Genomic DNA, 24,735 nt, shown 5'->3' with positions numbered 1-24,735 from the left:
GTTAGTTCCTCCCTTTTTTATCTACGCGGCGCAAATAAACTGCGCCAAATGGCGGTACATTTATTTCAACAAAAGCCGGCTGCCCATGAAATGAATCTGAAAATGTTTTAATAAGGTTATTGTTTACTTGATTAGAGCCTCCATATAAAGCACTGTCACTATTGAGAACTTCTTCATAAAGCCCCTCTTCCGGAATACCCACTTTATAATCACTGTACCCATATTCACCAAAATTACACACAATCAAGAGTGTGTTTCCATCTTTATCTTTGCGAACAAATGACAAAACGCTTTGTTTATGATTATGCACATCGATCCATTCAAAGCCTTCTGGACTATGGTCACGCTCATATAACGCTGGTTCTGCTTTATAATAATCCATGAGTTTCGTAAAGTAATGATTGAAGCTACGATGCATATCATAATCCATTAAATGCCAATCTATTTCTTCAAGATCTTTCCACTCTGAAAATGGAGCAAGCTCTGTTCCCATGAACAAGAGTTTCTTTCCAGGATGTGCAATCATAAACATAAGCAGCAGGCGCAGTTGAGCAAATTTTTGCCAATAGTCACCGGGCATTTTATCAAGCAGCGATTTTTTCCCATGAACAACCTCATCATGTGAAAACGGCAAAATGTAATTTTCCGAGTATGCATACATAAGTGAAAATGTCATCAAGTGATGTTTTTCCGGACGCTCGTTCCAATGGGTCTCCATGTATTCAAGCACATCATTCATCCAGCCCATGTTCCATTTGTAATTAAAACCTATTCCGCCTTGATGAACAGGGGCGGTTACCTGCGGCCAATCACTTGAATCTTCCGCTATCATAAGTGCCTCCGGCTTAAATGAAAAAACAGCTTTATTTAGTTTTTGCAAAAAAGATATACCATGCGGATTAGCTTCAAGCCCATCCCGGTTTGGCCAATAAAAAATATTGGAGACGGCATCTACACGAAAACCATCAATATGATAATAATCCATCCAAAAAAGAGCATTTGAAATTAAAAAGCTATGTACCTCTGTTTTACTTAAATCAAAATTAGCCGTTCCCCATACATAATTTTCGCGGTCCCAGCTATTTTCATATTCATAGCTGAAGTTGCCGTCAAAATTATGAAGTCCGTGTGCATCTTTGCAAAAATGACCAGGCACCCAGTCCATAATGACACCTAATCCTGCACGATGGCATTCATCAATAAAGTACATAAAATCTTTCGGTTCACCATACCGTCTCGTTGCTGCAAAATAACCAGTGCCCTGGTAGCCCCAGGAACGGTCAAAGGGATGCTCTGTTATAGGCATCACTTCAATATGGGTGAATCCTTGTTCTTTCACGTGCGGAATAAGCATTTCAGCTAATTCCCGGTACGTATAAAGATCATTTTCATCTTTTCCTTTTCGTTTCCATGTACCCAGGTGCATTTCATAAATAGCCAGTGGCTCCTCATATATGTGTGAAGGCTGTCTATTATTAACCCATTCTTGATCGCGCCATTCATATCCATTAAGCGCTTTAACTACACCTGCTGTTTTTGGGCGGAGTTCGGTCATAAATGCAAACGGGTCCGTTTTATGAATAACTCTGCCGCTTTGAGCTACAATCTCATATTTGTACAATGAACCTTCTAAGTTAAGCGGAACTTCTAAAAACCATACGCCTTCAGCTGATATTCGATTCATTTCGAATTCTGAGCCATCCCAATTGTTAAAATCACCAATAACCCGTATTTTCTTTGCATTTGGCGCCCATAAAACAAAATATGTCTTTTCATTTTGGATATGAGCCCCGAATAGTTTATACGCCTTAAAAAGATTTCCTTCATGGAATAAATGGAGATCAAAATTGCTTGGATAAAAAGTTTTTGATGACATGGTCCACACCCTTTATTTATGTATTCTTGGTGAAGTGGAAAAGAGGAAAATGCAGAGAATTCAGTATTTATTTCCATATTGTTAGTATTCTTTAAAAATACCTGGTTTTCCTTCTTTATTTTCAACATTTATTTATTTATTTATTATTTTCCCTGTTTTTTAAAAAAATAACTATAAACTGCATGTTAAAATTTCACAAATAAAAAAACACCAGAAAGTTAAAAATAACTTCCTGGTGTTTCGTATGACCCCTACGGGATTCGAACCCGTGTTACCGCCGTGAAAGGGCGGTGTCTTAACCGCTTGACCAAGGGGCCAGCTGGCGGAGAAGGAGGGATTTGAACCCTCGCGCCGGTTACCCGACCTACACCCTTAGCAGGGGCGCCTCTTCAGCCTCTTGAGTACTTCCCCGTATAAAATTTGGCTCCGCAGGCAAGACTCGAACTTGCGACCGATCGGTTAACAGCCGATTGCTCTACCACTGAGCTACTGCGGAACAGTTAGAATGGGCCTGAATGGACTCGAACCATCGACCTCACGCTTATCAGGCGTGCGCTCTAACCAGCTGAGCTACAGGCCCGCAGCGAATTATATGTATGGAGCGGGTGATGGGAATCGAACCCACGACATCAGCTTGGAAGGCTGAGGTTTTACCATTAAACTACACCCGCATACGAATTAAAATCATTTGGGGCGGCTAATGGGAATCGAACCCACGAGTGTCGGAACCACAATCCGATGCGTTAACCACTTCGCCATAGCCGCCACTATATAAATGGTGGCTCAGGACGGAATCGAACCGCCGACACAAGGATTTTCAGTCCTTTGCTCTACCGACTGAGCTACTGAGCCACTTAAAATAATATGTATAAAAAATGGCGGTCCGGACGGGACTCGAACCCGCGACCTCCTGCGTGACAGGCAGGCATTCTAACCAACTGAACTACCGGACCAACGATTGCGGGGGCAGGATTTGAACCTGCGACCTTCGGGTTATGAGCCCGACGAGCTACCGGGCTGCTCCACCCCGCGACAATAAAAAATGAAAATGGAGGAGGAAAGGGGATTCGAACCCCTGCGCGGTTTAACCCGCCTGTCGGTTTTCAAGACCGATCCCTTCAGCCGGACTTGGGTATTCCTCCAAATTTAAAATGATTCAAGTGGTGGACCTTGCAGGACTCGAACCTGCGACCGGACGGTTATGAGCCGTCTGCTCTAACCAACTGAGCTAAAGGTCCTTGGGCTCACAGGATGTGAGTCATGAATGTGTTACCGTACAATGCAGCGTTATATGGTAGCGGCGGAGGGGATCGAACCCCCGACCTCACGGGTATGAACCGTACGCTCTAGCCAGCTGAGCTACACCGCCATAAATCAAAAAAGTATTGGTGGAGCCTAGCGGGATCGAACCGCTGACCTCCTGCGTGCAAAGCAGGCGCTCTCCCAGCTGAGCTAAGGCCCCATGTAAAACGATCGGGAAGACAGGATTCGAACCTGCGACCCCTTGGTCCCAAACCAAGTGCTCTACCAAGCTGAGCTACTTCCCGGACTTGAACAGGATGCTCTGGCTTCTGCACGTTCTTAGCAGAAGTTCCTTTTGGGATAGGACGCTGCTAAAGATGATAGCCTTTCAACAAAATACTGTTCTGAAAATATATATGGTGCGCCCGAGAGGACTCGAACCTCTAACCGCTTGATTCGTAGTCAAGTACTCTATCCAATTGAGCTACGGGCGCAGCGCTATTTACTTCAAAGAAAAAATGGTGCCGAGAACCGGAATCGAACCGGTACGGTAGTCACCTACCGCAGGATTTTAAGTCCTGTGCGTCTGCCAGTTCCGCCACCCCGGCACGGGATCAAAATTGGAGCGGAAGACGGGATTCGAACCCGCGACCCCCACCTTGGCAAGGTGATGTTCTACCACTGAACTACTTCCGCACTTGAACAGGATGTTCTGGATTCTCTGTTGCACACAGGACATGTGCGTTATTAGGAGAACTTCCTGCTCATAGCTGCAACGCCTAGAAACTCAGCTATAAGCTGCCGTTTCTGGACAGGCGTTTCCGCTTTACAACGATGCGGGTGAAGGGACTTGAACCCCCACGCCTTGCGGCGCCAGATCCTAAGTCTGGTGCGTCTGCCAATTCCGCCACACCCGCAATATAAAATGGTGAGCCATGAAGGATTCGAACCTTCGACCCTCTGATTAAAAGTCAGATGCTCTACCAACTGAGCTAATGGCTCGGATTTGTGGTGCCGGCAAGAGGACTTGAACCCCCAACCTACTGATTACAAGTCAGTTGCTCTACCAGTTGAGCTACACCGGCACAAAAAAGAAATGGTGGAGGATGACGGGATCGAACCGCCGACCCTCTGCTTGTAAGGCAGATGCTCTCCCAGCTGAGCTAATCCTCCACATATGTATAAATAACACTTCGCCAGGCGGCGTCCTGCTCTCACAGGGGGAAACCCCCAACTACCATCGGCGCTGAAGAGCTTAACTGCCGTGTTCGGGATGGGAACGGGTGTGACCTCTTCGCTGTAGCCACCTGACTATTTTGCGACAATCATTATTATAGCACAACAAAAATATTTAGCAATCATTTTCATAATAAATTTTCGAAAGAATTTCTTTGTTCATCTGTAACGGACAAAAAGTAATATACCATAATTTCTTATAATTATGCAAGTAATTATGCAAGCATTTTAAAAAGAACATTTTGTTTTAAATATGACTTTTAAGAAACCAGTCTAGATCCTGTTTGTGTCATGTATAATACGAACAAAGGATTCAATCGAAAGTAGGTGCTTATTCGATGGAATGGGTAATGGATACAGCTACTTTAATGAAGCTGGGATTATCCGGCGGTCTCGGTGCTGTAATTGGCCTTGAACGTGAATTAAAAAGAAAACCCGTTGGATTAAAAACCAGTATTGTTATTTCTATTATTAGCTGTTTGTTAACTATTGTTTCAGTTGAGTCCGTCTACTTTTACCATAAAGACACGAATGTAAATATAACGATGGATCCGTTACGGCTTGCTGCTCAAATCGTCTCCGGAATCGGATTTCTTGGAGCGGGTGTTATTTTGCATAGAGCAAATGACAGCATTTCCGGCTTAACGACGGCCGCTATGATATGGGGAGCAGCAGGTATTGGGATAGTCGTAGGCGCCGGTTTTTACGCTGCTGCTCTTGCAGGTGTAATTATGATCCTTTTAGCGTTAGAGATTTTACCCCTTATACTTAGATTCGCAGGTCCAAGTCGTCTTCGAGAAAAAATGTTGTATATAAAACTCCGTACTGCCTCTCATCATCATGTTCAGGACATTATACGCGCTGTCGAGCAAGAGAACATTTCAGTGAAAAGAATTCATATTTTATATGACGAGAAAAACCACACACATTTATTGGAACTGACAGCTGGAGTATACTTTAAACGAAGAACAACAGAAGTCTATTACATACTTTCTGAAATTCCAAACATACAATTTGTCGATGTAGAAAGTGCTTAAATGTTCCTTCTCTTCAATTTTCGTAAAAAGGACTGCTCACACCTGTGAGCAGTCCTTTTTACGCTAAAATATGATGGAGACTATCGGGATCGAACCGACGACCTCTTGCATGCCATGCAAGCGCTCTCCCAGCTGAGCTAAGCCCCCCATATGAAATACGTTTATTTCATTAACCATTAACGTCTAGAATAAATTATACTTATTTTTCAATTTAATGCAAGCCTATTTATAAAAAAACTTCGGGGGGATTATTCCCCGCGAAGTCGTTTTTCAAGCTCAGCTTTCTTTTTTTCAAAACCTGGCTTGCCAAGAAGAGCAAACATGTTCACTTTATATGCTTCTACACCCGGCTGATCAAATGGATTGACACCGAGAAGATAGCCGCTGATCGCGCATGCTTTTTCAAAAAAGTAGGCTGTATAGCCGAATGTATAGGCATCCATTGCCGGAATCGACACTGTCAAATTCGGTACACCGCCGTCAGTATGCGCAAGAAGCGTTCCTTCAAATGCTTTGTTGTTCACGAAATCCACTGTCTCGCCAGCAAGATAATTCAAGCCATCCAAATCATTTTCCGCTTTTTCAATGATCAATGACTTACGCGGATTTTCAACGCGAATGACGGTTTCAAACAAGTCACGGCGCCCTTCCTGCACGTATTGGCCTAATGAATGAAGGTCTGTTGAAAAGTTAGCGGATGATGGATAAATACCTTTAAAGTCCTTCCCTTCACTTTCACCAAACAGTTGCTTCCACCATTCAGAAAAGTACTGAAGGCCCGGCTCATAGTTGATCAGCATTTCAATTGTTTTCCCTTTATTGTATAACACGTTGCGGACTGCCGCATATTGATAGGCTTCGTTTTCTTCTAATTCAGATGAACTGTAGGCTTCGCGTGCATCACGTGCACCTTGCATCATCGCCTCGATATCCGCGCCGGATGCTGCAATTGGAAGAAGCCCGACTGCTGTCAGTACAGAGTAACGGCCGCCGACATCATCTGGAATGACAAACGTTTCATACCCTTCTTCATCTGCAACTGTTTTCAAAGCACCACGCGCTTTGTCCGTCGTTGCATAAATACGGCTTTTCGCTTCTTCTTTTCCGTATTGCTTTTCAAGAAGATCACGGAACAAGCGGAATGCAAGCGCTGGTTCTGTCGTTGTACCTGACTTGGAAATAACATTGATTGACCAGTTCTTTCCGTCCAGCACTTCAATCAAGTCACTCATGTATGTAGAGCTAATGTTATTGCCCGCAAAAAATACTTGTGGGCCGTTGCGTTTTTCAGCCGAAAGCACATTGTAAAAGCTGTGGTTCAGCATATCAATTGCTGCACGGGCACCAAGATATGAGCCGCCGATTCCAATCACAATTAATACGTCAGAGTCGTTACGGATTTTTTCTGCCGATTTTTGAATACGGGCAAATTCTTCTTTATCGTAATCTTCAGGCAAATCAATCCAGCCGAGGTATTCGTTTCCCTGGCCTGTTTTTTCATGCAGAGAATGATGTGCCACTTTTACAGCATCCCGTAAATAGTCAATTTCATGCTCGCCGAAAAAAGGCAGCGCATTTGAATAATCAAATTTAATATGCGTCATGCTCAATAACCCTCCGTCTAAACTGTATTTTTCCACTTTACTGTATACGACTGAACGCGGTTTCGCAAGAAAAAAAGCAGAGAAAAACCGGGCTGAATTCTGCCCGGTTAAAGTGATGCACGCAAAATAGCAATCACATCTTTACGATCCAATTTGGTGAAATTCCCAAATGGTCCGTTAAATAGTGTTTTGTCCGCCATTTCCTCAATCCGGCTGTCATCAATATTGTAGTCAGCAAGACGGACCGGCGCTTCGATTGATGTCCAGAAGTTTCGCAATGCTTCAATACCCTCAAGCCCTGTTTCTTTGTCAGACTTCCCTTCCGGATCCACATCAAACACACGGACAGCAAGCTGCTTAAATCGTTCCGGCTTCACGTCCAGATTGTGCTTCATCCAGTTCGGAAACAAGATGGCCAGCCCCCCGCCATGCGGAATGTCATAAACGGCCGATACTGCGTGCTCGACATTATGAGTCGCCCAGTCGCCGCGGTAGCCCATTTGCAGCATACCGTTCAGTCCAATCGTGCCGGCAAACATAACCGTTTCACGCAGCTTTTCGTCTTGAAGATCATTCATAAGCGCTGGCGCTTTTTCCACAAGCGTTTTCAGCGTCCCTTCAATCAACCGGTCCTGCACATCCGTCTGCTCAGCATTATGGAAATATTGCTCCAACATGTGGGTCATCATATCAACAACGCCATAAGTCGTTTGATCACGTGGTACGGTAAGCGTCCAATGCGGATCGCAAATCGAAAATTTCGGGAATACATACGGGCTTCCCCAGCCAAGTTTTTCGTTCGTTTCCCAATTTGTGATAACAGATCCTGCGTTCATTTCAGATGCTGTAGCTGCATGCGTTAAAATCGTTCCAAGCGGCAGTGCGCCTTCAACCGCTGCTTTTTTCGTAATAAAGTCCCACGGATCACCGTCAAACTTCGCAGCTGCTGCAACGGCTTTTGCACAGTCAATGACGCTTCCACCGCCAACCGCAAGAATAAAGGACACATCGTTTGCCCGGCACAATTCCGCACCGCGATTAACTGTTGAAAGACGCGGATTTGGCTCAACGCCGGACAGTTCTGTAATAGTAAAGCCGGCGAGCTCTTTTAAAACAAGATCATAGAGGCCGCTTTTCTTAATACTGCCTCCTCCGTAAACGAGAAGAACATTTTCACCGAATGAAGCGACATTTTCCCGTAATTGTGTAACCGTGTCTTTACCAAAAATCCACTTTACCGGATTCCAATAAACAAATTCATTCACTATGACTCAGCTCCTTTTCCATACCATTATGCGAAAAGAGCCGTTCGTTTTTCAACTAATTGAACTTGAAATAAGAAAAACGCAAGGCGCCCGTCTTTCGGCGACAAGCATAAGACGAGCTCTGGCGGAAGCATTTTTATCATCCGGATCATCACAACGCTTTTGTGACCTGCTTCCTGTGGGCCTCGAGGGTGCCTGGAGCTGACATCACAAAAAACCGGCTGCCGATCAGCCGGTTTATACCCATCCTCTAAATTTAGAAGCTTCTGCTGCGCGGCGTACACCGACCATATAGGCAGCAAGACGCATATTGACACCGCGTGTTTGCGCAACTTCATAAATGTTATTGAATGCTTTCGTTAAATTTTCATGCAATTTCTTATTCACTTCTTCTTCTGTCCAGTAATAACCTTGGTTATTCTGCACCCATTCAAAATAAGAAACCGTCACACCGCCAGCGCTTGCCAGCACATCCGGGACAAGTAAAATGCCGCGTTCTGTCAAAATCTTCGTCGCTTCAAGTGTCGTGGGACCGTTTGCGGCTTCTACGACAATCGACGCTTTAATATTGTGGGCATTTTCAGCCGTAATTTGGTTAGAAATAGCGGCCGGCACTAAAATGTCACAGTCCATTTCGAGAAGCTGCTGGTTTGTAATCGTCTTGTCAAACAAAGTTGTAATCGTGCCAAAGCTGTCGCGCCGGTCTAATAAATAGTCAATATCCAGACCGTCCGGGTCGTAAAGTCCGCCGTATGCATCTGAAATACCAACGACTTTTGCTCCGGCATCATGCATAAATTTCGATAAAAAGCTTCCCGCGTTTCCAAAGCCCTGTATGATGACACGGGCGCCTTTAATATCAATATTACGTTTTTTAGCGGCTTCATGGATACAAATCGTCACGCCTTGAGCGGTCGCTTTTTCACGCCCATGTGATCCGCCGAGTGCAAGCGGCTTTCCAGTAATGAATCCCGGTGAGTCAAATTCACGGATCCGGCTGTATTCATCCATCATCCATGCCATGATCTGCGAGTTCGTATACACATCAGGTGCCGGAATATCTTTCGTCGGACCGACAATCTGACTAATCGCACGGACGTATCCACGGCTGATATTTTCAATTTCACGCATGGACAGCTGACGCGGGTCACATACAACGCCGCCTTTTCCACCACCATACGGCAGATTGACAATTCCAGCTTTTAGCGTCATCCACATCGATAGCGCTTTCACTTCTTCTTCATTTACTTCTGGGTGAAAGCGGACACCGCCTTTTGTCGGGCCTGGAGCGTCATTATGCTGTGCCCGGTAGCCGGTGAAAATTTTAACTGATCCATCATCCATTTTTACCGGAATGCGCACCGTCAACATACGGAGCGGCTCTTTCAATAGCTCGTACATTTCTTCTGTATAACCGAGTTTTGTCAGCGCTTCTTTAATGACATTCTGGGTTGATGTGAATAAGTTCAAGTTTTCAGCCATGTACCTTCGCCTCTTTTATTATCATTTTTTCAACATTGATTCGTGCTTCCGCTTTCATTGTACGCCGCCCTATAGAGCCTTCGCAAGCAATTACGTCATCCTTTTTTTCGTTCTTCTTTCATTGATTGCTCAATCCATTCTTGCAGCTTGTCCTGAAGTGGATGAAAGCCATCCCCGTCGTCATCAATTTGAATGCCCCGCCGTTGATTTCGGGCGCCTTCATCTGTTGCACGGATCGACAAGCTGATTTTGCTTTCATCTTCATTTACAGACAACACTTTCACTGTAATCTCATCGCCCACTGTCAAATAATCGTGAATATCACGGACAAACCCGTGTGTGATTTCCGATATATGAACAAGTCCCTGGCGGCCATGCTCAAGCGCAACAAATGCGCCATATGGCTGAATGCCGGTAATTTTCCCGGTCACAATCTGCCCCGGCTTAAATTTTAATTCCATCAAATCTCTCCAGTTTTTAGTTGGTTTCTTGTTTTATGCGTCGCGATATTATATCACACTTTTGTTTGACATGAAATTAGTGACTGGTTTTTCGAAAAAAAAGAAGTACAGTAGTCATTTCAATATTTTTAGGTAAAAAAGTACTGTGCGGTTCTACTATGAGCATTAGATTACTTAATGTGTGGTATGTACTCGTTAAATTTGCGGCACCAGCGGCGATTTTGTTCACCTTATTTCAATCACTTAGATCATTTAATTAAAAAAGGAAGAGCCTCAAATGGCTCTTCCTTTTCGTTTCTCAAGAAATCGGCTGATTCGTTTCACTGCTTCCTGAAGCTGGCTCATTGATGAAGCGTATGAGCAGCGGATGTAGCCTTCACCGCCTTCTCCAAACACCGATCCCGGCACAACGGCTACTTTTTCTTCTAACAAAAGCTGCTCTGCAAATTGTTCTGACGTAAGACCCGTCGACTGAATAGACGGAAAAACGTAAAACGCGCCGCCCGGCAGGTGGCAGTCAAGCCCAATTTCTTTAAACGACTGCACCATGTAATTACGGCGCTGCCGGTAATCTTTTTTCATGCTTTCCACGTCACTCATGCCGTGCTGTAGTGCTTCGATCGCTGCATATTGCGCGGGTGTTGATGCACACATCATCGCATACTGGTGAATTTTCAGCATAGCACTTGAAATTTCTTTCGGCGCACATGTAAACCCAAGCCGCCAGCCGGTCATCGCAAACCCTTTGGAAAAGCCATTAATTAAAATCGTTCGTTCACGCATGCCGTCCAGTGCCGCAATCGACGTATGCGGCTGATCGTACGCGAGTTCCGCATAAATTTCATCGGCAATGACAAGCAAATCGTGTTTTCTCACAATATCGGCAATTAATTCAAGATCCTCCCGGTCGAGCTGTGTACCTGTCGGGTTATTCGGATAACAAAGAAGAACTGCTTTTGTTTTCGTTGTAATCGCTGCCTCGAGCTGCTCAGGCTGCAATTTAAATCCTGTCTCATCCGTTGTCCCAATCGTCACAGCACGCCCTCCTGCAAGCTCTACAAGCGGTGCATACGAAACGAAACAAGGTTCCACAACAATAATTTCATCACCAGGATCGGTGATGGCACGCATGGCAATATCGAGCGCTTGGCTGGCTCCGACTGTCACAATAATTTCTTCTTTTGGTGAGTACTCTACATGAAATCGTCCAGTCATGTAATAGGAAATTTCGCGCCGAAGTTCGATCAAACCGGCATTAGCCGTATACGAAGTAAAGCCACGTTCAAGCGAGTTAATCGCTGCTTCCCGTACCGACCACGTTGTAACAAAATCCGGCTCGCCGACACCGAGAGACACAACTCCTTCCATTGTCGCCGCCAAGTCAAAAAACTTCCGGATACCGGATGGACGCATTTGTTCTACTGATTTCGCTACGTAACTTTTCGTCACAGTCATTATGGTGACACCACGATTCGATTGTCTTCAAGTTTTGTTGTATAAATCATGCCATCATGCTTATATTTTTTCAGCTGGAAATGAGTCGTCGTTGAAACAACCGAATCAAGCGTCGATAATTTTTCGGATACGAAACGGGCAATTTCATTCATCGATTTCCCTTCAACGGTCACCGACAAATCATATACACCCGACATTAAATAAACAGAGCTGACTTCTTTAAAGCGGTAAATCCGTTCTGCCACTTCATCAAAGCCGACGCCACGTTTCGGTGTCACTTTCACGTCGATCATCGCCGTTACACCTGTGTAATTATCCATTTTTGCCCAGTCAACGAGCGTGGCATAATGCACAATCACCTTTTCTTCTTCCAGGCGGCGAATCGTCTCCGCAACCTCGGCTTCTGAAAGGCCAATCATTTTCGCGATGTCCGTTGCTTCAAAACGCGCGTCTTTTTGCAGAATTTCCAGAATTTCCACTTCTTTTTCATTCAGCTTCATTACTTAATCCTCCTCTAGATGGTCAAAACTACATCGTTCATTATAACAAAAATCATCTTCATTTGTTTTATACACTAAAAAAACATATCATTTTTGTGATTTTTCACAAAGAGCAAGATGAGTTGTTTTTAATGATCAACAATGTTTCCGCTAGTTTAATTGGGTTTCCACCAGGCATTGGCGCATCAAATGAGTGTTCATAAATGCGCCGGATTTCAGCCGCAAGCTGCACCGCATCTTCCTGCTGGTGAACCGCGTAAATCGCATCGGCCATTTCTGTTTCATAAAAACCTTCTCCGGCTTTGTAGGGATCAAACGCCTGCAGGACATCTGCAAGCGCAAAATTTAATTGGGCAGTTTCATTCATTTGTATTCACCTTTCAACTTAATGTATGTTTATTGTCAAGGAGAGTGAGAGTCATGTCAAGATTCGATGAAGTAATTGAACGCCGCGGTACGAACGCGGTAAAGTGGGATGGATTAAAAGCAGTTTTTGGCCGCGAGGATGTGCTGCCAATGTGGGTAGCAGACATGGATTTCAAAGCGCCGGATGTGGTTATCCAAGCTATTGGGCAATCAGCATCGCATGGAGTATACGGCTATACGATTGTGCCAGATTCCACACGCGAAGCAATTATCAATTGGATGGCGGACCGGCATAATTGGTCGATTGAAAAAGAATGGCTCCTGTTTAACCACGGTGTCGTCCCGTCGATTGGCGCGGCAGTCGAAGCATTAACAGAGCCTGGCGATGCTGTCATCGTGCAACCGCCTGTTTATAATCCGTTTTTCGATATGATCGAAAAAAATGGGCGCAAACTTGTTTATAATGAACTCTTGTTAAAAGATGGCCGCTATGAAATGGATTTTGCGGATCTTGAAGAAAAAGTCAAGACGGAGCACGCAAAAATGGTTGTTCTTTGTTCTCCTCATAATCCGGGCGGCCGTGTCTGGACAAAGGAAGAATTAACAACCCTTGGCGACCTTTGCGAAAAACATAACGTCTTTCTCATTTCAGATGAAATTCATGCGGACCTGACACGTGAACCGCATAAGCATATTTCAATTGCCTCGTTATCAGAACGTTATGCCGCATTTACTGTGACACTCATTGCGCCAAGCAAAACGTTTAATTTAGCAGGCTTGCAGGCATCTTCTTTAATTATTCCGGATAAAGCCGTTCGTGCCAAGCTTCAAAAGGTATTTGCAAAACAAGGTCAGTTTACGCTCAACCAAATGGGCATTGCCGGAATGGAAGCTGCCTACCGTCATGGTCATGAGTGGCTCGATGAAGCCATAGATTACATACAAGAAAATGCCCGTCTTGTAAAGGACTACGCGGAACAGCATATTCAGCCTCTTACCGTAATGGAGCCGGAAGGAAGCTACCTTGTCTGGGTGGACTGTCGGCCGCTTGGGCTTTCAGATAAAGAATTATTGGCGCTTTTTTTGGACCACGGCGTCGCGCTTGGAAACGGCGCCAAGTACGGACCAGGCGGAGAAGGGTTTATGCGGATTAATGTCGCCTGTCCGCGCTCAATGGTTGTTGAAACGATGGAACGGATGAAAAAAGCGGTCGAATCTCTTTAAAAGGAAAAAGCCACGCCAGCCGGCGTGGCTTCAGACTGTAGACAAAAGGGACTTGGAATGACCTCATTCCAAGTCCCTTTTCAAATTTTAATGAGGTTTTCTCAGAAACTAACTGCAAAATGAGCAGGGATTGTGCAATTTGCCCTCTGCGAGTGCCTATTTTTAGGCGGCTGCCGGACCTTTCCATGTCCGGCAGGCCAGCTTCTTTAAATTCATGGCAGCGAAAGTCAGCATCGCCTGCATGGACAATTTTTTAAGCCCCCTCAGGGTTGTCCACCGCATACCATGCTTTTCTTTCGCATCGGCAAAGACACGCTCAATCGTTTCTTTGCGCCGCGCATAGATTTCTCTTACTTCGGATGTATGACGAAGATGGTCCGCCTCTTCTACGCAGCCTTCCCAAAGATGGCGCTGGATCAGCTTTTGGTGATTCTGGCTTTGTGTACACTGTGCGAGCAACGGGCAGCCGGCGCATACCATCGGATCAGACTTGTACTGGCGGTATCCTTCCTTCGTGGTTGTGGTGTAGCGCACTATCTCTCCTTGCGGACAGATATAGCAGTTGTAGTATTCATCATAAGCGTATTCGCTCTTTCGCATGAAGCCTTCCTTTTTGCCTACATTCTGAAAGAACAGCTTTTGCTGTTCTTTTGTTTTGCCTGAAGGCGTACCGCTCTCGCAAGGCGCCTAATATAAGCAGAAAACCACAACTTTTTTGAAGGGTGGTGATTTAACATGGGTCTACTGAAATATTAAATAGTATAGTTTGCACTCAATAATTATTGTTCAAATACTGCCAGTGGGAGAACCGCGCTGACTACGTAATGCCCAGCATCGACTATTTCTGATATTTTAAGGTCAACGCATAGGCTGGAAAGCAAGTAGGCATCTACTTTGGGCATATTGTATGTTTCTGCAATATGGTCCACCATCCCGCGAAGAGCGTCTTGGGACGCTTTAAACAAATCAGCCCCAACACCTGTTGTCCCATAGAAACCTGCATGATTTACTTTTGGTGTCAAAGCACCTTTTGTTTGAAACTGTGGAGCAGAAATTGATTTTCCTTTAATTAATGTAAATTTTAATTTCGAAGTCATTGGGCACTCCAAAGCTGATACACACACTTCCCCATCACCTTGAGCAGCATGACCATCACCACAGCTAAAAAGTGCTCCGACTTCTTGTACAGGGAGGTATAACGTTGTCCCAATCATAAGCTGTTTTGTATCCATATTCCCCCCAAATGTTCCAGGAGGCATAATAGGAACATTGTCCGCATCTTTAGGGCAAACACCCATTGTACCTAAAAAAGGTTCAATTGGTACTTTGATGTCGTCCCTGAAGTGAATATATTCGCCATCAGATAAATCAAACGTGCGCAAGTAGGCCTCTGGAAATTCTTTTGCTAATAGGCCTAATCCAGGAAGAACAGCTGTCCATCCCCAGCCTTTTGTTTTTAGATCCAGAATTTCAACCGCCAGCGTATCTCCAGGTTCCGCTCCCTCAATGTATACTGGTCCTGCAAGGGGATATACACGATTCCAGTCAAGTCCAGCGATGGCTTCTGTGGTCGAATCAATATTGAACTGTCCATCTGTCACTTCTCTTGTTTCAAAAACCACTGTATCGCCACTTTGAATAGTTAAGACAGGTTCATTGTTCACGCTCCATGCAAAATGCACAATATCATTTGGAAAATAATGAGTTTTCGACATTGGTTATCTCTCCTTTATTCTATATAGTTTACATAAAGCTTTTTTAAATTTCAAATATCTTAGTATTCCAGCTACTCAAGTCGTATAAACAAACATTGAACGGGTCTTTACGGTTGCTTTTCCAAACGCCATAAAAACGGCTCAGTCATAAAAAGCTCGCCAGCCAGCTTAAGTAATTCACCTTAAGCAAAGAAAAAAGACAAAGCAGTCTCAAGTCAAATATTTGAGAACCGCTTTGTCTACAACCTCAAGCCACGCCAGCCGTCGTGGCTTTTGTCATACCCCTTTTTTGTTTCCCCATACAAATGTATGCAGCTGCGGCAAAACCCGTACACGTTTAAAATCCGAGTCTGGCATCACTAAATTAATCAGCCATTCATATTTGTTGGCTAAATGAGTAAGAAGCCTGCCGTCGTCTGTTTCATCAAGCTGATCGTTTCCAACCTGCAAATAAAACGGCACATCTAAAAACCCCTGATGCACTTGTTTAGCGTACGCTAAGTCTTCCTCATTAAAAACGACGACTTTTAAGCTGACCGACTGTCCTTTTACTTCATTTAAAATATGTGCAAGCTTGTCATAATCGGTATTCATCCCTGAACTTGGCGGCTTTGGTGAAATGGTCAGCTCATCAATGTCATGAAACCAAGGCTGATATTTCGATCCTTGCGTTTCAAGTGCAGACGTAATTCCCTTTTCTTTAAACAGCTCAAGCAGTCCGCCGATGTGAGGCAAAAGCGCCGGATTGCCGCCAGAAATAGTGACATGGTCAAATGTATCTCCGCCTGTCGCTACAAGCTCTTCATAAATTTCTGCAGGGGACATTTTACGAATGGCATCTTTTGCACTTCCATCCCATGTAAAAGCGGAATCGCACCACGAACAGCGATAATCACAGCCTGCCGTCCGGACAAACATTGTTTTACGGCCGATAACTGCCCCTTCACCCTGCACTGTCGGACCGAATATTTCAAGAACCGGAATCATGAGAAATCCTCTTTTTTCGGACGAAATATAATATAGCTTGTCGGTGTTTCACGCACGAATACTTGCAAGCATTTTGGCTTGTTTGCTGTTTCATCCAATTCTTTTTGGATGACTTCCCAAATCACTCGGGCCACCACTTCTGTTGTCGGGAACCGTTCCGATATGTCTTGTGAAAATAACCCATCTTCATTTAACACTGTATGATCAAAGCGCTTATGAACAAGCGACTTAATGAGCTGAAAGTTCACGAGAAAACCGGAGTCGTTCAATTCATCTCCGGCTACGGTAATATTGACAAAATACGTATGGCCATGCATTTTCCGGCAGGCGCCAGCTTCGTCATGCGGCACGTAATGCGCGGCTGCAAAATGAAAGTCCTTATTTAATTCGTACCGGAAATCGTGCGCCGGTGCTGGATAAATTTGCTGCATCATTACACGTTTCCTCCTTTTTCTTCGAGATATTGATCCAAGCCGTTTTGGCGCAGCGAGCATGCCGGACATTCCCCACAGCCCGATCCTTTTATACCGTTATAGCACGTGAGCGTCCGCTCACGCACATAATTAAACGCGCCGAGCTCATCCGCGAGCTTCCATGTTTCTTTTTTATCAAGCCACATAAGCGGCGTATGAAGGACAAAATCATGATCCATTGATAAATTAAGTGTCACATTCAATGATTTCACAAATGCGTCACGGCAATCCGGATAGCCGCTAAAATCCGTTTCACATACTCCTGTTACAATATGGCGGGCGCCGGCTTGTTTGCCGAGAATCGCCGCAAATGATAAAAACAACAAGTTGCGTCCTTCGACAAACGTGGACGGCAGTTCCCCTTCTTTTGTTTCAATCTTAATGTCAGAGCGGGTCAGTGCACTTGGCGCCAGCTGATTTAACAGCCCCATATCCAGAACATGGTGCGGAATCTCTAAATCCGCCGCAATGTCTTTTGCTACATCGATTTCGGCATCATGCCGCTGTCCGTAATTAAACGTCACCGCGATGACTTCTTTAAATGTCTGCTTTGCCCAGAACAAGCACGTTGTACTGTCCTGTCCGCCGCTGAATACAACAACGGCTTTTTCATTTTTTAACATATTGGTTTCCTTCTTTCCTATTCGAAAGAAAAGGTGCGCGAAGACACGAGAAAAAAACCGTCATCCGCCGGTTTTTTCCTTAGTTTTTTATAGAGGGAATTCGCGAACCTCTCCCGCTTTTAGCGGAATGTCTTCTTTCATTTATAATTATTATTTCGTCTGCTCGTTGGCTCTGCGGATCTGTTCTTCTAAATGCTTTGTTTTTTCCTCTTCTTTTTTAGACATACGCTTAATAAGAAGAAAAGTGCCGATCGCCATCAGCACAAAAAAACCCATGGAAATCGCTGCCGGAATGTATTCGCTTTTGTCTTCCGGAAAATATAAAAAGTTGCCGAAGCCAATTAACAGATTCATCAGCACACGTCATGCCTCCATTCATTGTTCCCCGTATATTATAGCAGGAGAACATCACAATTCCAACAACGTGATTGTGACATTTCCATTCGCACAGGAAAATTGATACAATAAGCCATTAAGGAGGGGAAATAATGAATATTGGTGACTTAGTGACAGCACATTATAAATCCGGCAAATACACCGGGACGATTACAGGTGTACGTCCTGACGGCTATACAGTAAAAATCTCATCGGTTCTGCGTCACCCCGCCCAGGGCGATCTTCATAATCCAAACGAAGCGAATGTGGCTTTTTTCCATGAGCGTAAAGCGCTGGCGTTTAACGAACAAGCAAATATTCCTGGATCAGCCGTCCACCCATTTGAAGAAGAGCCGGGTGAGTATAATGATTCGCTCATTGCTGCTGTCGGGAAGCTTGAAACGAGATTGAGCGCGAAGAACGATGCTTTTTCTGCCCGAAGTCTTGAAGCACTTCAGTCGGTAAAAAAAGAATATGCACTCATGTATAAAGTTTCGTTCGAATAGCCCACTTTTGTGAAGAACAGCCCTTTATTTCCATGTTTGTTTCCTTTATGATGGTACATATGCACGTTTAAACCTCGAAAAAGGCGGTTAGTGAATGAGAACGGTTTTAGGATACGTACTCATTATTTTGCTTGTTCCGCTTTCTGTATTGACTTTTTACTATGCCGATGCAGAAGCTGGAAAAGTACAAAATTTTGATAGTTACGTAGAAGAAAAAATAGTCATTAATGAAGTAGATTTGCCACAGGCAAGCAAGATAAAAGATACAAATGGAAATGTGTATGTTGAGCTTCATCAGCCAAATCGAATTGTGGTGGAAGGCGACAAAATTCCCGCTTTTTTAAAGGAGCTGTTTCTTCAATCAGAAGACCAGCATTTTTATGAGCATTCTGGTGTTGATGCGGCCGCCGTGATTCGCGCTTTTATGGTGAATGCACAATCGGATGAAATTGAGCAGGGTGCAAGTACGATTACCCAGCAGGTAGCCCGCAATATTTATTTAACGCAGGACCGGACACTTGCCCGAAAAATTGCGGAAGTGCTGTATTCGTATCAAATTGAAAAAAAGCTTGAAAAAGATGAAATTTTAGATTTGTATTTGAATGTTATTTTCTTCAATCATAACGTCTATGGCGTTGAAGCAGCAGCTCAGTATTACTTCCAAACGCCGGTGGACAAGCTGTCTAAAGCGCAAATGGCTTTTATCGCAGCGATTCCGAACAATCCGTCCCTTTATGATCCACAAAAGCGATTCGAGAATACAAAGAAACGCCAGGAACGATTAATTGACATCATGGCGCGGGAAGAATTTATTACATCTGAAGAAGCTGAACAAATTAAGAATGAAAAAATCACGTTGAATATACGTCAGCGCCTGGATAAATATCCTGATTATTCTACTTATGCAATGACAGAATTCAGAAAGCTCATTTCAGAGTCAGAAGGGTTTGACCAGCAGCTTATTAACGCAGAAGGCGATGCGCGGGACGCGATTCAGGAAAAATTGAGTGCCCGTGTCGCGGAAGTACTCTCATCAGGTGTAATCATTCACACTGCACTTGATCCGTCTATTCAAGCAAAAGCGGTCGGAGGTGTCAATAACGTGCTTGCCGGATCGACCGTGCAAGGATCGGCAGCCGTTATCGGGAATCAGTCACGTGATATCGTTGCCTTGTCAGGCGGAAAAAAATATAACAATACACAGTTTAACCGGGCCTATCAAGGATACCGGCAGCCCGGGTCGACGATCAAGCCACTGCTTGACTATGCTCCTTACATGGATACGTTCGGTGCCGGTGTGAACGACCTTGTTTCAGCAGACAAGTTCTGTTATCAAGGTGACTGCCCACAAAACTACAGCGAAAAAGAATATGGGATGGTTACTTTAAAAGAAGCGTTGACAAAGTCTCATAATACCGCAGCTGCCCGCTTATATGTAAGGACTGGGATGGAGCGGTCATTCAGCTATTTAGATAAATTTGAATTTGATAGAATTCTAGAATCTGACCGAGAACACCTTTCTTCCTCTCTTGGAGGTTTTGAAGTCGGCGTTTCTTCACTTGAAATGGCCAGTGCGTATACTTCATTTATCGATGGGACCTATACGAAGCCACACGCAATTAAACGCGTAACCGATTTCGAAGGAAATACCTTATTCACATGGAATGAAGAACCTGTCCGTGTCTGGTCAACCGCAACCTCGTATAAAATGCGTGATATGCTGACAAGTGTTGTAAAGAACGGAACCGGAAAAAAAGCAAACTTTGCTACTTCATATATCGGTGGAAAAACCGGTACAACAAACAACTACCGGGACTTATGGTTTGTTGGCTTAACAGAAGGGTATACAGCTGCCGTATGGACCGGAAAAGATAAATATGAAGAAGAATGGGATAACATTCGTTACATGGAAAAATATGCACCTCACCAGTTGATCTGGCGACGCATTATGCAATAAACACTTTTACCCTCGCATCCGATTGGACGCGGGGGTATTTTTTTGAATAAAAAAGAACCAGGTTCGAAACCTGGTCCTTCTTATCAAGATTAAGCATTCGTTTCGTCGTAGATTGGCACCCAGCCTTCTTTTGTAACGAAAATACGGACCGCTACCACTTTACGGTCTTCCATCAGGGTAAAGTAATGGCGCGTGTTCACAGGAACAGAGATTAAGTCACCCGGTTCCAATTCAACATTGAAAAATTGACCGTCTTTCGCTTGAATTGCAAAAATGCCGTGTCCACTCACGATAAAGCGGACTTCGTCATCCGTGTGAATGTGAATTTTTTGGAAGTTTGTTAAAAGCTCATCCAGGTTTGGTGTGCCCTCAGACAATGAAATAACATCCTGTGCTTGGTAGCCGCGGCGTTCAGAAATGTCTTTAATTTCCGCACTGAACGCATCGAGTACTTGCTGCTTGTCTTCATCTGATAAGGTATAATTTTCACGCAGATTTTCCGGAAGCTTGGACATATCCCATTTTTCATAAATGACTTCCTGTGCGCCTAAAAACGCGTCAATTGCGTTTTTGTCGGTAATGCGTTCGCCTGTTTCTTGAAATTGAATGACTGCCATTTATTATCTCCCTTTCAACATAAGTAATTTAATATGCCACGAAAATAAAAATTCGTATGCTTCTAAAAATTTCTTCGCTTCAAATGCGTCACGGCCCCAAGCGGTAATTCCGTGATTGCAAATCAATACCGCGCCGGCATCTTGCGAGACATACTGGCCAAATTCTTTTGCAAGTGCTGGAATGTCCGCATGATTTGGAATAATCGGCACGGTGATCGACGCGTTTTCTTCCCAGATGCCAAACGCTTTAATAATTTCCTGGCCGCTGAACGATACTTCTCCTGCTTTGCCATATAATTCAGAAATCACATTATTATCGACTGTATGAACATGCAGGCTGCAGCCGGCGTTTGTTTTCCCATATACTTCAACGTGCAGAAGCGTCTCAGCAGACGGCTTGCCGGCAAACCCGTCAATCGCATTGCCTTCCAGATCGACAAGCAAAAAGTCTTCATTTGTTTCTTTTCGCTTATCTTTGCCGCTTGCAGTCACTAAAAAAGAACGCTCATCCACTTTAATGGAAAGGTTTCCGCTTGTTCCTGGAAACCAGTCGCGCGCCGCCAGTTCACTTTTTACATCTGCAAGATCGTTCCATCTTAATTGCAGTGCGTTCATTTCACCACCTCTTTCACATGCTCAATGACATCGTAAAATGTTTGAAACGGTTTGTAATTCAAGCCGAGTACTTCACTTTTTTCCAAGAGCAAATCCCGGGCAATAACAAGATCGGCAAGCTTGGCTGCTTCCAAGTCCGTTACCGAGTCCCCAACCACAATAATATCCTGCTCTGGGGCGACTCGACGGACAATCGATGGCTTGCAGCAGCCGCATTCATTCGTACACTGCCCGTCGCATGTGTGTGGCCAGCTAATATGAATATGACTGTTCGAGAAGTCTGCTTCGTTGCAATAAATGTGATCATCCGGCACAAGACCGTTTAAAATCGACTTAACAAAAAAGTCCATACCGCCGCTTACAATATAAAGCGGAATGCCTGCTTCCTTTGTATACGTCACAAAATCAACAAATCCTTCACGAATTTTTGCATCCTGTAAAATAAATTGAGTAATTTCTTCTTTTTGAGAAGACGGAAGCAGTGAAAACATACGGCCGACTCCCTCTTTTATAGAAATCCCCTGCGACAGTACACCGTCTTTGAGCAACACCCATTCCGGCGGGGCGAATTTTTTCATAATCGCGATAATGTTATCATTTTCAGTGACCGTGCCGTCAAAGTCACATATTAACACCGGGTTTTGCATCATTTGCCTGTCCCCCATAAATCGAGCGCCAAACGCAAATCTTCATTTTTAACAGCTGCTTGTTCTAATGTCCGGCCGGCTGTAACTGCATCAATGGCCTGCCGGAATGCCCTTCCGCCGCCTGTTGCTCCACTCGGATGGCCATGAACCCCGCCGCCTGCGTTAATAATCGAATCCATTCCAAAGTCTTCATACAATACCGGAACAAGCCCCGGGTGGATGCCTGCTGAAGGTACCGGAAACGTCTGCTTATGTCCGCTGTTTTCGAGCGCCATTTCTGCCGTTTTAAGCGCTGCAGACCGTTCAAGTGCCACAGACCCATATGGCGAGGGAAATAAGGTGAAATCAGCCCCTGCCATCCGAACGAGTTTGCCGAGCATGAGCTCAGTTGAAAAACCGTGATGCGGCGCTGACGTGAACGCGCCGGAAACAGCCGGATGCGCCATAATTGGTACATGGATCTCCGGGTCTTCCGCCAGCTCCTGCAACACATCAAGCCCGTACGCGAATACGTTAAATAAATACGCCGATGCCCCAAGTTCAATGCCTCTACGTGCTTTTTCTTTTAATTCACTTGTGCGCCCTGATAAGTTGACGGCATAAAGCGCTTTTGCTTCACTTTGTTCAATAACCTGCCGGCCAAGCTTTACCCGCTCATCAAACGGTGTCAGCGGGTTATCAAATAAAATTTCATCATCTTTAACAATATCGATGCCGCCCGCGATTTGCGCTTTTAGCTGCTCCTCCATATAAGCAAGATCCCGGCCGATCACTCCTTTAAAAATGCTCATTAATAAAGGTCTATTGTAAGCACCGGTCAACGCACGAATTCCTTCAACACCAAATTTCGGACCCGTAAAAAGGCTGGCCAGCTCCTCAGAAAAAGATAAATCGATTAAACGGACCGCACCATCAAGTGACAGCTTCCCGAACACCGTCACTAAAATCGCCGGCAAATCCGCACTGAAATTCGCGGCAGGATAAGCGATTTCTATGTCTGCTTCCTGTCCATATGCCGTTTCAATTCCCGTTTTCCGAATCGATAAAACCCGTCCTTTATGATGTTTCAGCTGCTCTTGTTCGAGGATGGGCAAATCTGTCCATGAACCGATTGTGAGACCAAGTGCAATACCTTCTGCTTTTTTCTCAAATGCGCCTTTTTGATCAAAAAGACGATACGTTGCGATCACTTCACTCATTGCTTTTTCTCCATTCTAAATGCCTACTAGTTTACTGGGATTGTGTCATTTTTCGATTGTTTTGTCAATAAACAGACCGAGTTCTCCAATTCGTTCTAAGGCTTCTGTCAGCCGGTCTTCATCCGTTAACAATCCGACACGCACATACCCTTCACCGTACGTACCAAAGCCAATACCAGGTGCTGTTACCACATGGGCTTTTTCAAGAAGCAAGTCCGCAAATTCGACTGATGTATACGGCTTCGGAACAGGCAGCCAGGCAAAAAAAGATCCGGCTGGTGCTGTTACATTCCAGCCAATCGCCTGGCAGGCATCAATGAGCACGTTCCGGCGGCGTTCGTATGTGTCAGATAGTTCACGCACACAATCCTGCGGGCCGGTCAGCGCAGTAGCAGCCGCCTGTTGAATCGCGCTAAATAAACTTACATACATGTGGTCCTGCAATAAATTAACAGCTGAAATGATACTTTTATTCCCTGCCAAAAACGCGACACGCCAGCCTGCCATGTTATACGTTTTCGACAAAGTGTACAACTCAACACCAATTTCTTTTGCGCCTTTAGACTGCAAAAAGCTCGGCGGCTTTTGCCCGTCAAACCCGATGCCGCCATACGCGAAGTCGTGAACCACACAAACGTCATGCTTGTCCGCAAGCGCCACTGTTTCATCAAAAAAGCCTCGGGTTGCCTGTGCTCCGGTTGGATTATTCGGATAGTTTAGGAGGAGCAATTTCGCCCGTTCCAGCCGTTCTTCGCCAATTTCATTATAATCCGGTAAAAAGCGGTGTTCTTCTATTAGCGGCATGTAATCCATCTTTGCCCCGGCCATCGCGGCACCGGACCAATAGTCAGGGTAACCCGGGTCTGGCACAAGCATGTAGTCACCCGGATTCATTAAACACATCGGCAATTCGACAAGCCCTGCTTTGCCGCCAAAAAGAATAGCAATTTCTGTTTGCGGATCTAAATCTACATCATATTCCCGGTTATAAAATTCCGCTGCGGCTTCTTTTAAAAATGCTTGTCCCTGAAACGGCGGGTATTTATGAAAATCCGGGCGATCCGCCGCTTCTTTTAATGACTCGACGATATGATCCGGGGTCGGCTGGTCCGGATTTCCCTGTCCAAGATTAATAACGTCATGCCCGGCATTCACATAATGCGCCGCTTTTTTTGTGAGTGCTGCAAAAAATTGGTCGGGCAATGATTTTAATAAATTCGATTGATCAAACTGCTTCATTTATTCACCCACTTAAAATTTTCTTGCAATTTCA

At 44.7% G+C, this 24,735-nt stretch carries 22 protein-coding genes, 22 tRNA genes, 1 rRNA gene, 1 pseudogene and 1 riboswitch; of the genes and pseudogenes, 4 read left to right on the top strand and 42 right to left on the bottom strand.

What is annotated here, in order from left to right:
* Position 1: 1 nt before the first annotated feature.
* From glgB to rrf, 23 genes are all read right to left on the bottom strand, one after another.
* Complete coding sequence (gene glgB / locus VQ00_RS02495; protein ID WP_046178503.1) at positions 2 to 1,876, bottom strand: 1,4-alpha-glucan branching protein GlgB; 1,875 nt, start codon at positions 1,874 to 1,876, stop codon at positions 2 to 4.
* A 245-nt stretch (positions 1,877 to 2,121) separates the two neighbouring features.
* Positions 2,122 to 2,193: transfer RNA gene (locus tag VQ00_RS02490), tRNA-Glu, on the bottom strand.
* Positions 2,194 to 2,196: 3 nt separating this feature from the next.
* Positions 2,197 to 2,287 (bottom strand) — tRNA-Ser (locus VQ00_RS02485).
* A 10-nt stretch (positions 2,288 to 2,297) separates the two neighbouring features.
* Positions 2,298 to 2,372: transfer RNA gene (locus VQ00_RS02480), tRNA-Asn, on the bottom strand.
* A gap of 10 nt (positions 2,373 to 2,382) precedes the next feature.
* Positions 2,383 to 2,456, bottom strand: a tRNA-Ile gene (locus VQ00_RS02475).
* 17 nt (positions 2,457 to 2,473) lie between these two features.
* A tRNA-Gly gene (locus VQ00_RS02470) sits at positions 2,474 to 2,547 on the bottom strand.
* Positions 2,548 to 2,565: 18 nt separating this feature from the next.
* Positions 2,566 to 2,641 (bottom strand) — tRNA-His (locus VQ00_RS02465).
* 11 nt (positions 2,642 to 2,652) lie between these two features.
* Positions 2,653 to 2,728: transfer RNA gene (locus VQ00_RS02460), tRNA-Phe, on the bottom strand.
* A 24-nt stretch (positions 2,729 to 2,752) separates the two neighbouring features.
* Positions 2,753 to 2,829, bottom strand: a tRNA-Asp gene (locus VQ00_RS02455).
* Between the two features lie 5 nt (positions 2,830 to 2,834).
* Positions 2,835 to 2,908, bottom strand: a tRNA-Met gene (locus tag VQ00_RS02450).
* Positions 2,909 to 2,925: 17 nt separating this feature from the next.
* A tRNA-Ser gene (locus tag VQ00_RS02445) sits at positions 2,926 to 3,018 on the bottom strand.
* Between the two features lie 19 nt (positions 3,019 to 3,037).
* Positions 3,038 to 3,114, bottom strand: a tRNA-Ile gene (locus VQ00_RS02440).
* A gap of 54 nt (positions 3,115 to 3,168) precedes the next feature.
* Positions 3,169 to 3,245 (bottom strand) — tRNA-Met (locus VQ00_RS02435).
* A gap of 17 nt (positions 3,246 to 3,262) precedes the next feature.
* Positions 3,263 to 3,338 (bottom strand) — tRNA-Ala (locus VQ00_RS02430).
* 11 nt (positions 3,339 to 3,349) lie between these two features.
* Positions 3,350 to 3,423: transfer RNA gene (locus tag VQ00_RS02425), tRNA-Pro, on the bottom strand.
* 112 nt (positions 3,424 to 3,535) lie between these two features.
* Positions 3,536 to 3,612 (bottom strand) — tRNA-Arg (locus tag VQ00_RS02420).
* A 25-nt stretch (positions 3,613 to 3,637) separates the two neighbouring features.
* Positions 3,638 to 3,726, bottom strand: a tRNA-Leu gene (locus VQ00_RS02415).
* 13 nt (positions 3,727 to 3,739) lie between these two features.
* A tRNA-Gly gene (locus VQ00_RS02410) sits at positions 3,740 to 3,814 on the bottom strand.
* A 139-nt stretch (positions 3,815 to 3,953) separates the two neighbouring features.
* Positions 3,954 to 4,035 (bottom strand) — tRNA-Leu (locus VQ00_RS02405).
* A gap of 9 nt (positions 4,036 to 4,044) precedes the next feature.
* A tRNA-Lys gene (locus VQ00_RS02400) sits at positions 4,045 to 4,120 on the bottom strand.
* A 7-nt stretch (positions 4,121 to 4,127) separates the two neighbouring features.
* Positions 4,128 to 4,203, bottom strand: a tRNA-Thr gene (locus VQ00_RS02395).
* Positions 4,204 to 4,215: 12 nt separating this feature from the next.
* Positions 4,216 to 4,291 (bottom strand) — tRNA-Val (locus VQ00_RS02390).
* A 22-nt stretch (positions 4,292 to 4,313) separates the two neighbouring features.
* Positions 4,314 to 4,429: ribosomal RNA gene (rrf, locus tag VQ00_RS02385) — 5S ribosomal RNA — on the bottom strand.
* 263 nt (positions 4,430 to 4,692) lie between these two features.
* Between rrf and VQ00_RS02380 the strand changes: the two genes are divergently transcribed.
* On the top strand, positions 4,693 to 5,391 hold the full coding sequence (locus VQ00_RS02380) for an MgtC/SapB family protein (protein WP_245617999.1): 699 nt from the start codon (positions 4,693 to 4,695) through the stop codon (positions 5,389 to 5,391).
* Between the two features lie 74 nt (positions 5,392 to 5,465).
* On the opposite strand, the gene VQ00_RS02375 is transcribed toward VQ00_RS02380, so the two are convergent.
* The 8 genes from VQ00_RS02375 to VQ00_RS02340 all read right to left on the bottom strand — a co-directional run bounded on the left by VQ00_RS02375 (position 5,466) and on the right by VQ00_RS02340 (position 12,525).
* Positions 5,466 to 5,538: transfer RNA gene (locus VQ00_RS02375), tRNA-Ala, on the bottom strand.
* Positions 5,539 to 5,639: 101 nt separating this feature from the next.
* The gene (locus VQ00_RS02370) at positions 5,640 to 6,995 is read right to left on the bottom strand and encodes a glucose-6-phosphate isomerase (RefSeq protein WP_046178502.1); all 1,356 of its coding nucleotides are present in this window, start codon (positions 6,993 to 6,995) and stop codon (positions 5,640 to 5,642) included.
* A gap of 107 nt (positions 6,996 to 7,102) precedes the next feature.
* A complete protein-coding gene (locus tag VQ00_RS02365) occupies positions 7,103 to 8,260 on the bottom strand; it encodes an iron-containing alcohol dehydrogenase (protein WP_046178501.1) in 1,158 nt (385 codons plus the stop codon).
* 237 nt (positions 8,261 to 8,497) lie between these two features.
* Complete coding sequence (locus tag VQ00_RS02360) at positions 8,498 to 9,742, bottom strand: Glu/Leu/Phe/Val family dehydrogenase (RefSeq protein ID WP_046178500.1); 1,245 nt, start codon at positions 9,740 to 9,742, stop codon at positions 8,498 to 8,500.
* A 95-nt stretch (positions 9,743 to 9,837) separates the two neighbouring features.
* A complete protein-coding gene (gene yugI, locus VQ00_RS02355; protein WP_046178499.1) occupies positions 9,838 to 10,203 on the bottom strand; it encodes a S1 domain-containing post-transcriptional regulator GSP13 in 366 nt (121 codons plus the stop codon).
* Positions 10,204 to 10,476: 273 nt separating this feature from the next.
* Positions 10,477 to 11,658, bottom strand: a complete 1,182-nt coding sequence (locus VQ00_RS02350) for an aminotransferase (RefSeq protein ID WP_046178498.1) — start codon at positions 11,656 to 11,658, stop codon at positions 10,477 to 10,479.
* Positions 11,658 to 12,158, bottom strand: a complete 501-nt coding sequence (locus VQ00_RS02345; RefSeq protein WP_046178497.1) for an Lrp/AsnC family transcriptional regulator — start codon at positions 12,156 to 12,158, stop codon at positions 11,658 to 11,660. The genes VQ00_RS02350 and VQ00_RS02345 overlap by 1 nt, the downstream gene beginning before the upstream one ends.
* A 103-nt stretch (positions 12,159 to 12,261) precedes the next feature.
* Entirely contained in the window at positions 12,262 to 12,525 is a 264-nt protein-coding gene (locus VQ00_RS02340) for a DUF1871 family protein (RefSeq protein WP_046178496.1), read from the bottom strand.
* Between the two features lie 53 nt (positions 12,526 to 12,578).
* On the opposite strand from VQ00_RS02340, the gene VQ00_RS02335 reads away from it, so the two are divergent.
* Positions 12,579 to 13,748 (top strand): MalY/PatB family protein, encoded by a 1,170-nt coding sequence (locus tag VQ00_RS02335; RefSeq protein ID WP_046178495.1) that lies wholly within the window; start codon positions 12,579 to 12,581, stop codon positions 13,746 to 13,748.
* Between the two features lie 162 nt (positions 13,749 to 13,910).
* Here VQ00_RS02335 and VQ00_RS02330 read toward each other — a convergent pair.
* The 6 genes and pseudogenes from VQ00_RS02330 to VQ00_RS02305 all read right to left on the bottom strand — a co-directional run.
* Positions 13,911 to 14,360 (bottom strand): annotated as a pseudogene (locus tag VQ00_RS02330) (transposase); the annotation flags it as partial.
* Positions 14,361 to 14,527: 167 nt separating this feature from the next.
* Entirely contained in the window at positions 14,528 to 15,463 is a 936-nt protein-coding gene (locus tag VQ00_RS02325; protein WP_046178493.1) for an acetamidase/formamidase family protein, read from the bottom strand.
* 276 nt (positions 15,464 to 15,739) lie between these two features.
* Positions 15,740 to 16,450: a 7-carboxy-7-deazaguanine synthase QueE gene (queE, locus tag VQ00_RS02320; RefSeq protein WP_046178492.1), complete on the bottom strand. Its 711-nt coding sequence runs from the start codon at positions 16,448 to 16,450 to the stop codon at positions 15,740 to 15,742.
* Positions 16,447 to 16,884 (bottom strand): 6-carboxytetrahydropterin synthase QueD, encoded by a 438-nt coding sequence (gene queD, locus VQ00_RS02315; RefSeq protein ID WP_046178491.1) that lies wholly within the window; start codon positions 16,882 to 16,884, stop codon positions 16,447 to 16,449. Before queD ends, queE begins: the two co-directional genes overlap by 4 nt.
* Positions 16,884 to 17,546, bottom strand: coding sequence for a 7-cyano-7-deazaguanine synthase QueC (queC, locus tag VQ00_RS02310; RefSeq protein WP_046178490.1), 663 nt, complete (start codon positions 17,544 to 17,546; stop codon positions 16,884 to 16,886). Before queC ends, queD begins: the two co-directional genes overlap by 1 nt.
* 73 nt (positions 17,547 to 17,619) lie before the next feature.
* Positions 17,620 to 17,663: riboswitch (PreQ1 riboswitch) on the bottom strand.
* 33 nt (positions 17,664 to 17,696) lie between these two features.
* The gene (locus tag VQ00_RS02305) at positions 17,697 to 17,900 is read right to left on the bottom strand and encodes a hypothetical protein (protein ID WP_046178920.1); all 204 of its coding nucleotides are present in this window, start codon (positions 17,898 to 17,900) and stop codon (positions 17,697 to 17,699) included.
* 134 nt (positions 17,901 to 18,034) lie between these two features.
* Between VQ00_RS02305 and kapB the strand changes: the two genes are divergently transcribed.
* Both kapB and VQ00_RS02295 read left to right on the top strand, forming a co-directional pair.
* Entirely contained in the window at positions 18,035 to 18,427 is a 393-nt protein-coding gene (kapB, locus tag VQ00_RS02300) for a kinase-associated lipoprotein KapB (protein WP_046178489.1), read from the top strand.
* 94 nt (positions 18,428 to 18,521) lie between these two features.
* The gene (locus VQ00_RS02295) at positions 18,522 to 20,384 is read left to right on the top strand and encodes a transglycosylase domain-containing protein (protein WP_046178488.1); all 1,863 of its coding nucleotides are present in this window, start codon (positions 18,522 to 18,524) and stop codon (positions 20,382 to 20,384) included.
* 89 nt (positions 20,385 to 20,473) lie between these two features.
* On the opposite strand, the gene VQ00_RS02290 is transcribed toward VQ00_RS02295, so the two are convergent.
* Genes VQ00_RS02290 through VQ00_RS02270 form a run of 5 tightly spaced genes read right to left on the bottom strand, consistent with a single transcriptional unit; the run spans position 20,474 to position 24,701 of the window.
* A complete protein-coding gene (locus VQ00_RS02290) occupies positions 20,474 to 21,001 on the bottom strand; it encodes a 1,2-dihydroxy-3-keto-5-methylthiopentene dioxygenase (RefSeq protein WP_046178487.1) in 528 nt (175 codons plus the stop codon).
* Positions 21,002 to 21,004: 3 nt separating this feature from the next.
* On the bottom strand, positions 21,005 to 21,616 hold the full coding sequence (locus tag VQ00_RS02285; protein ID WP_046178486.1) for a methylthioribulose 1-phosphate dehydratase: 612 nt from the start codon (positions 21,614 to 21,616) through the stop codon (positions 21,005 to 21,007).
* Complete coding sequence (locus VQ00_RS02280) at positions 21,613 to 22,266, bottom strand: 2-hydroxy-3-keto-5-methylthiopentenyl-1-phosphate phosphatase (protein WP_172645529.1); 654 nt, start codon at positions 22,264 to 22,266, stop codon at positions 21,613 to 21,615. Before VQ00_RS02280 ends, VQ00_RS02285 begins: the two co-directional genes overlap by 4 nt.
* Positions 22,263 to 23,462, bottom strand: a complete 1,200-nt coding sequence (locus tag VQ00_RS02275; RefSeq protein ID WP_046178485.1) for a 2,3-diketo-5-methylthiopentyl-1-phosphate enolase — start codon at positions 23,460 to 23,462, stop codon at positions 22,263 to 22,265. The genes VQ00_RS02280 and VQ00_RS02275 overlap by 4 nt, the downstream gene beginning before the upstream one ends.
* A 45-nt stretch (positions 23,463 to 23,507) precedes the next feature.
* Positions 23,508 to 24,701, bottom strand: a complete 1,194-nt coding sequence (locus tag VQ00_RS02270) for a pyridoxal phosphate-dependent aminotransferase (RefSeq protein ID WP_046178484.1) — start codon at positions 24,699 to 24,701, stop codon at positions 23,508 to 23,510.
* Between the last annotated feature and the right edge of the window lie 34 nt (positions 24,702 to 24,735).

Origin of the sequence: Domibacillus tundrae (assembly GCF_000970675.1) — a bacterium.
In the GTDB taxonomy this organism is placed as follows: Bacteria; Bacillota; Bacilli; order Bacillales; family Domibacillaceae; genus Domibacillus; species Domibacillus tundrae.
Note: the sequence above shows the minus strand (reverse complement) of the source record. Positions and strands in the feature narration are given on the sequence as shown.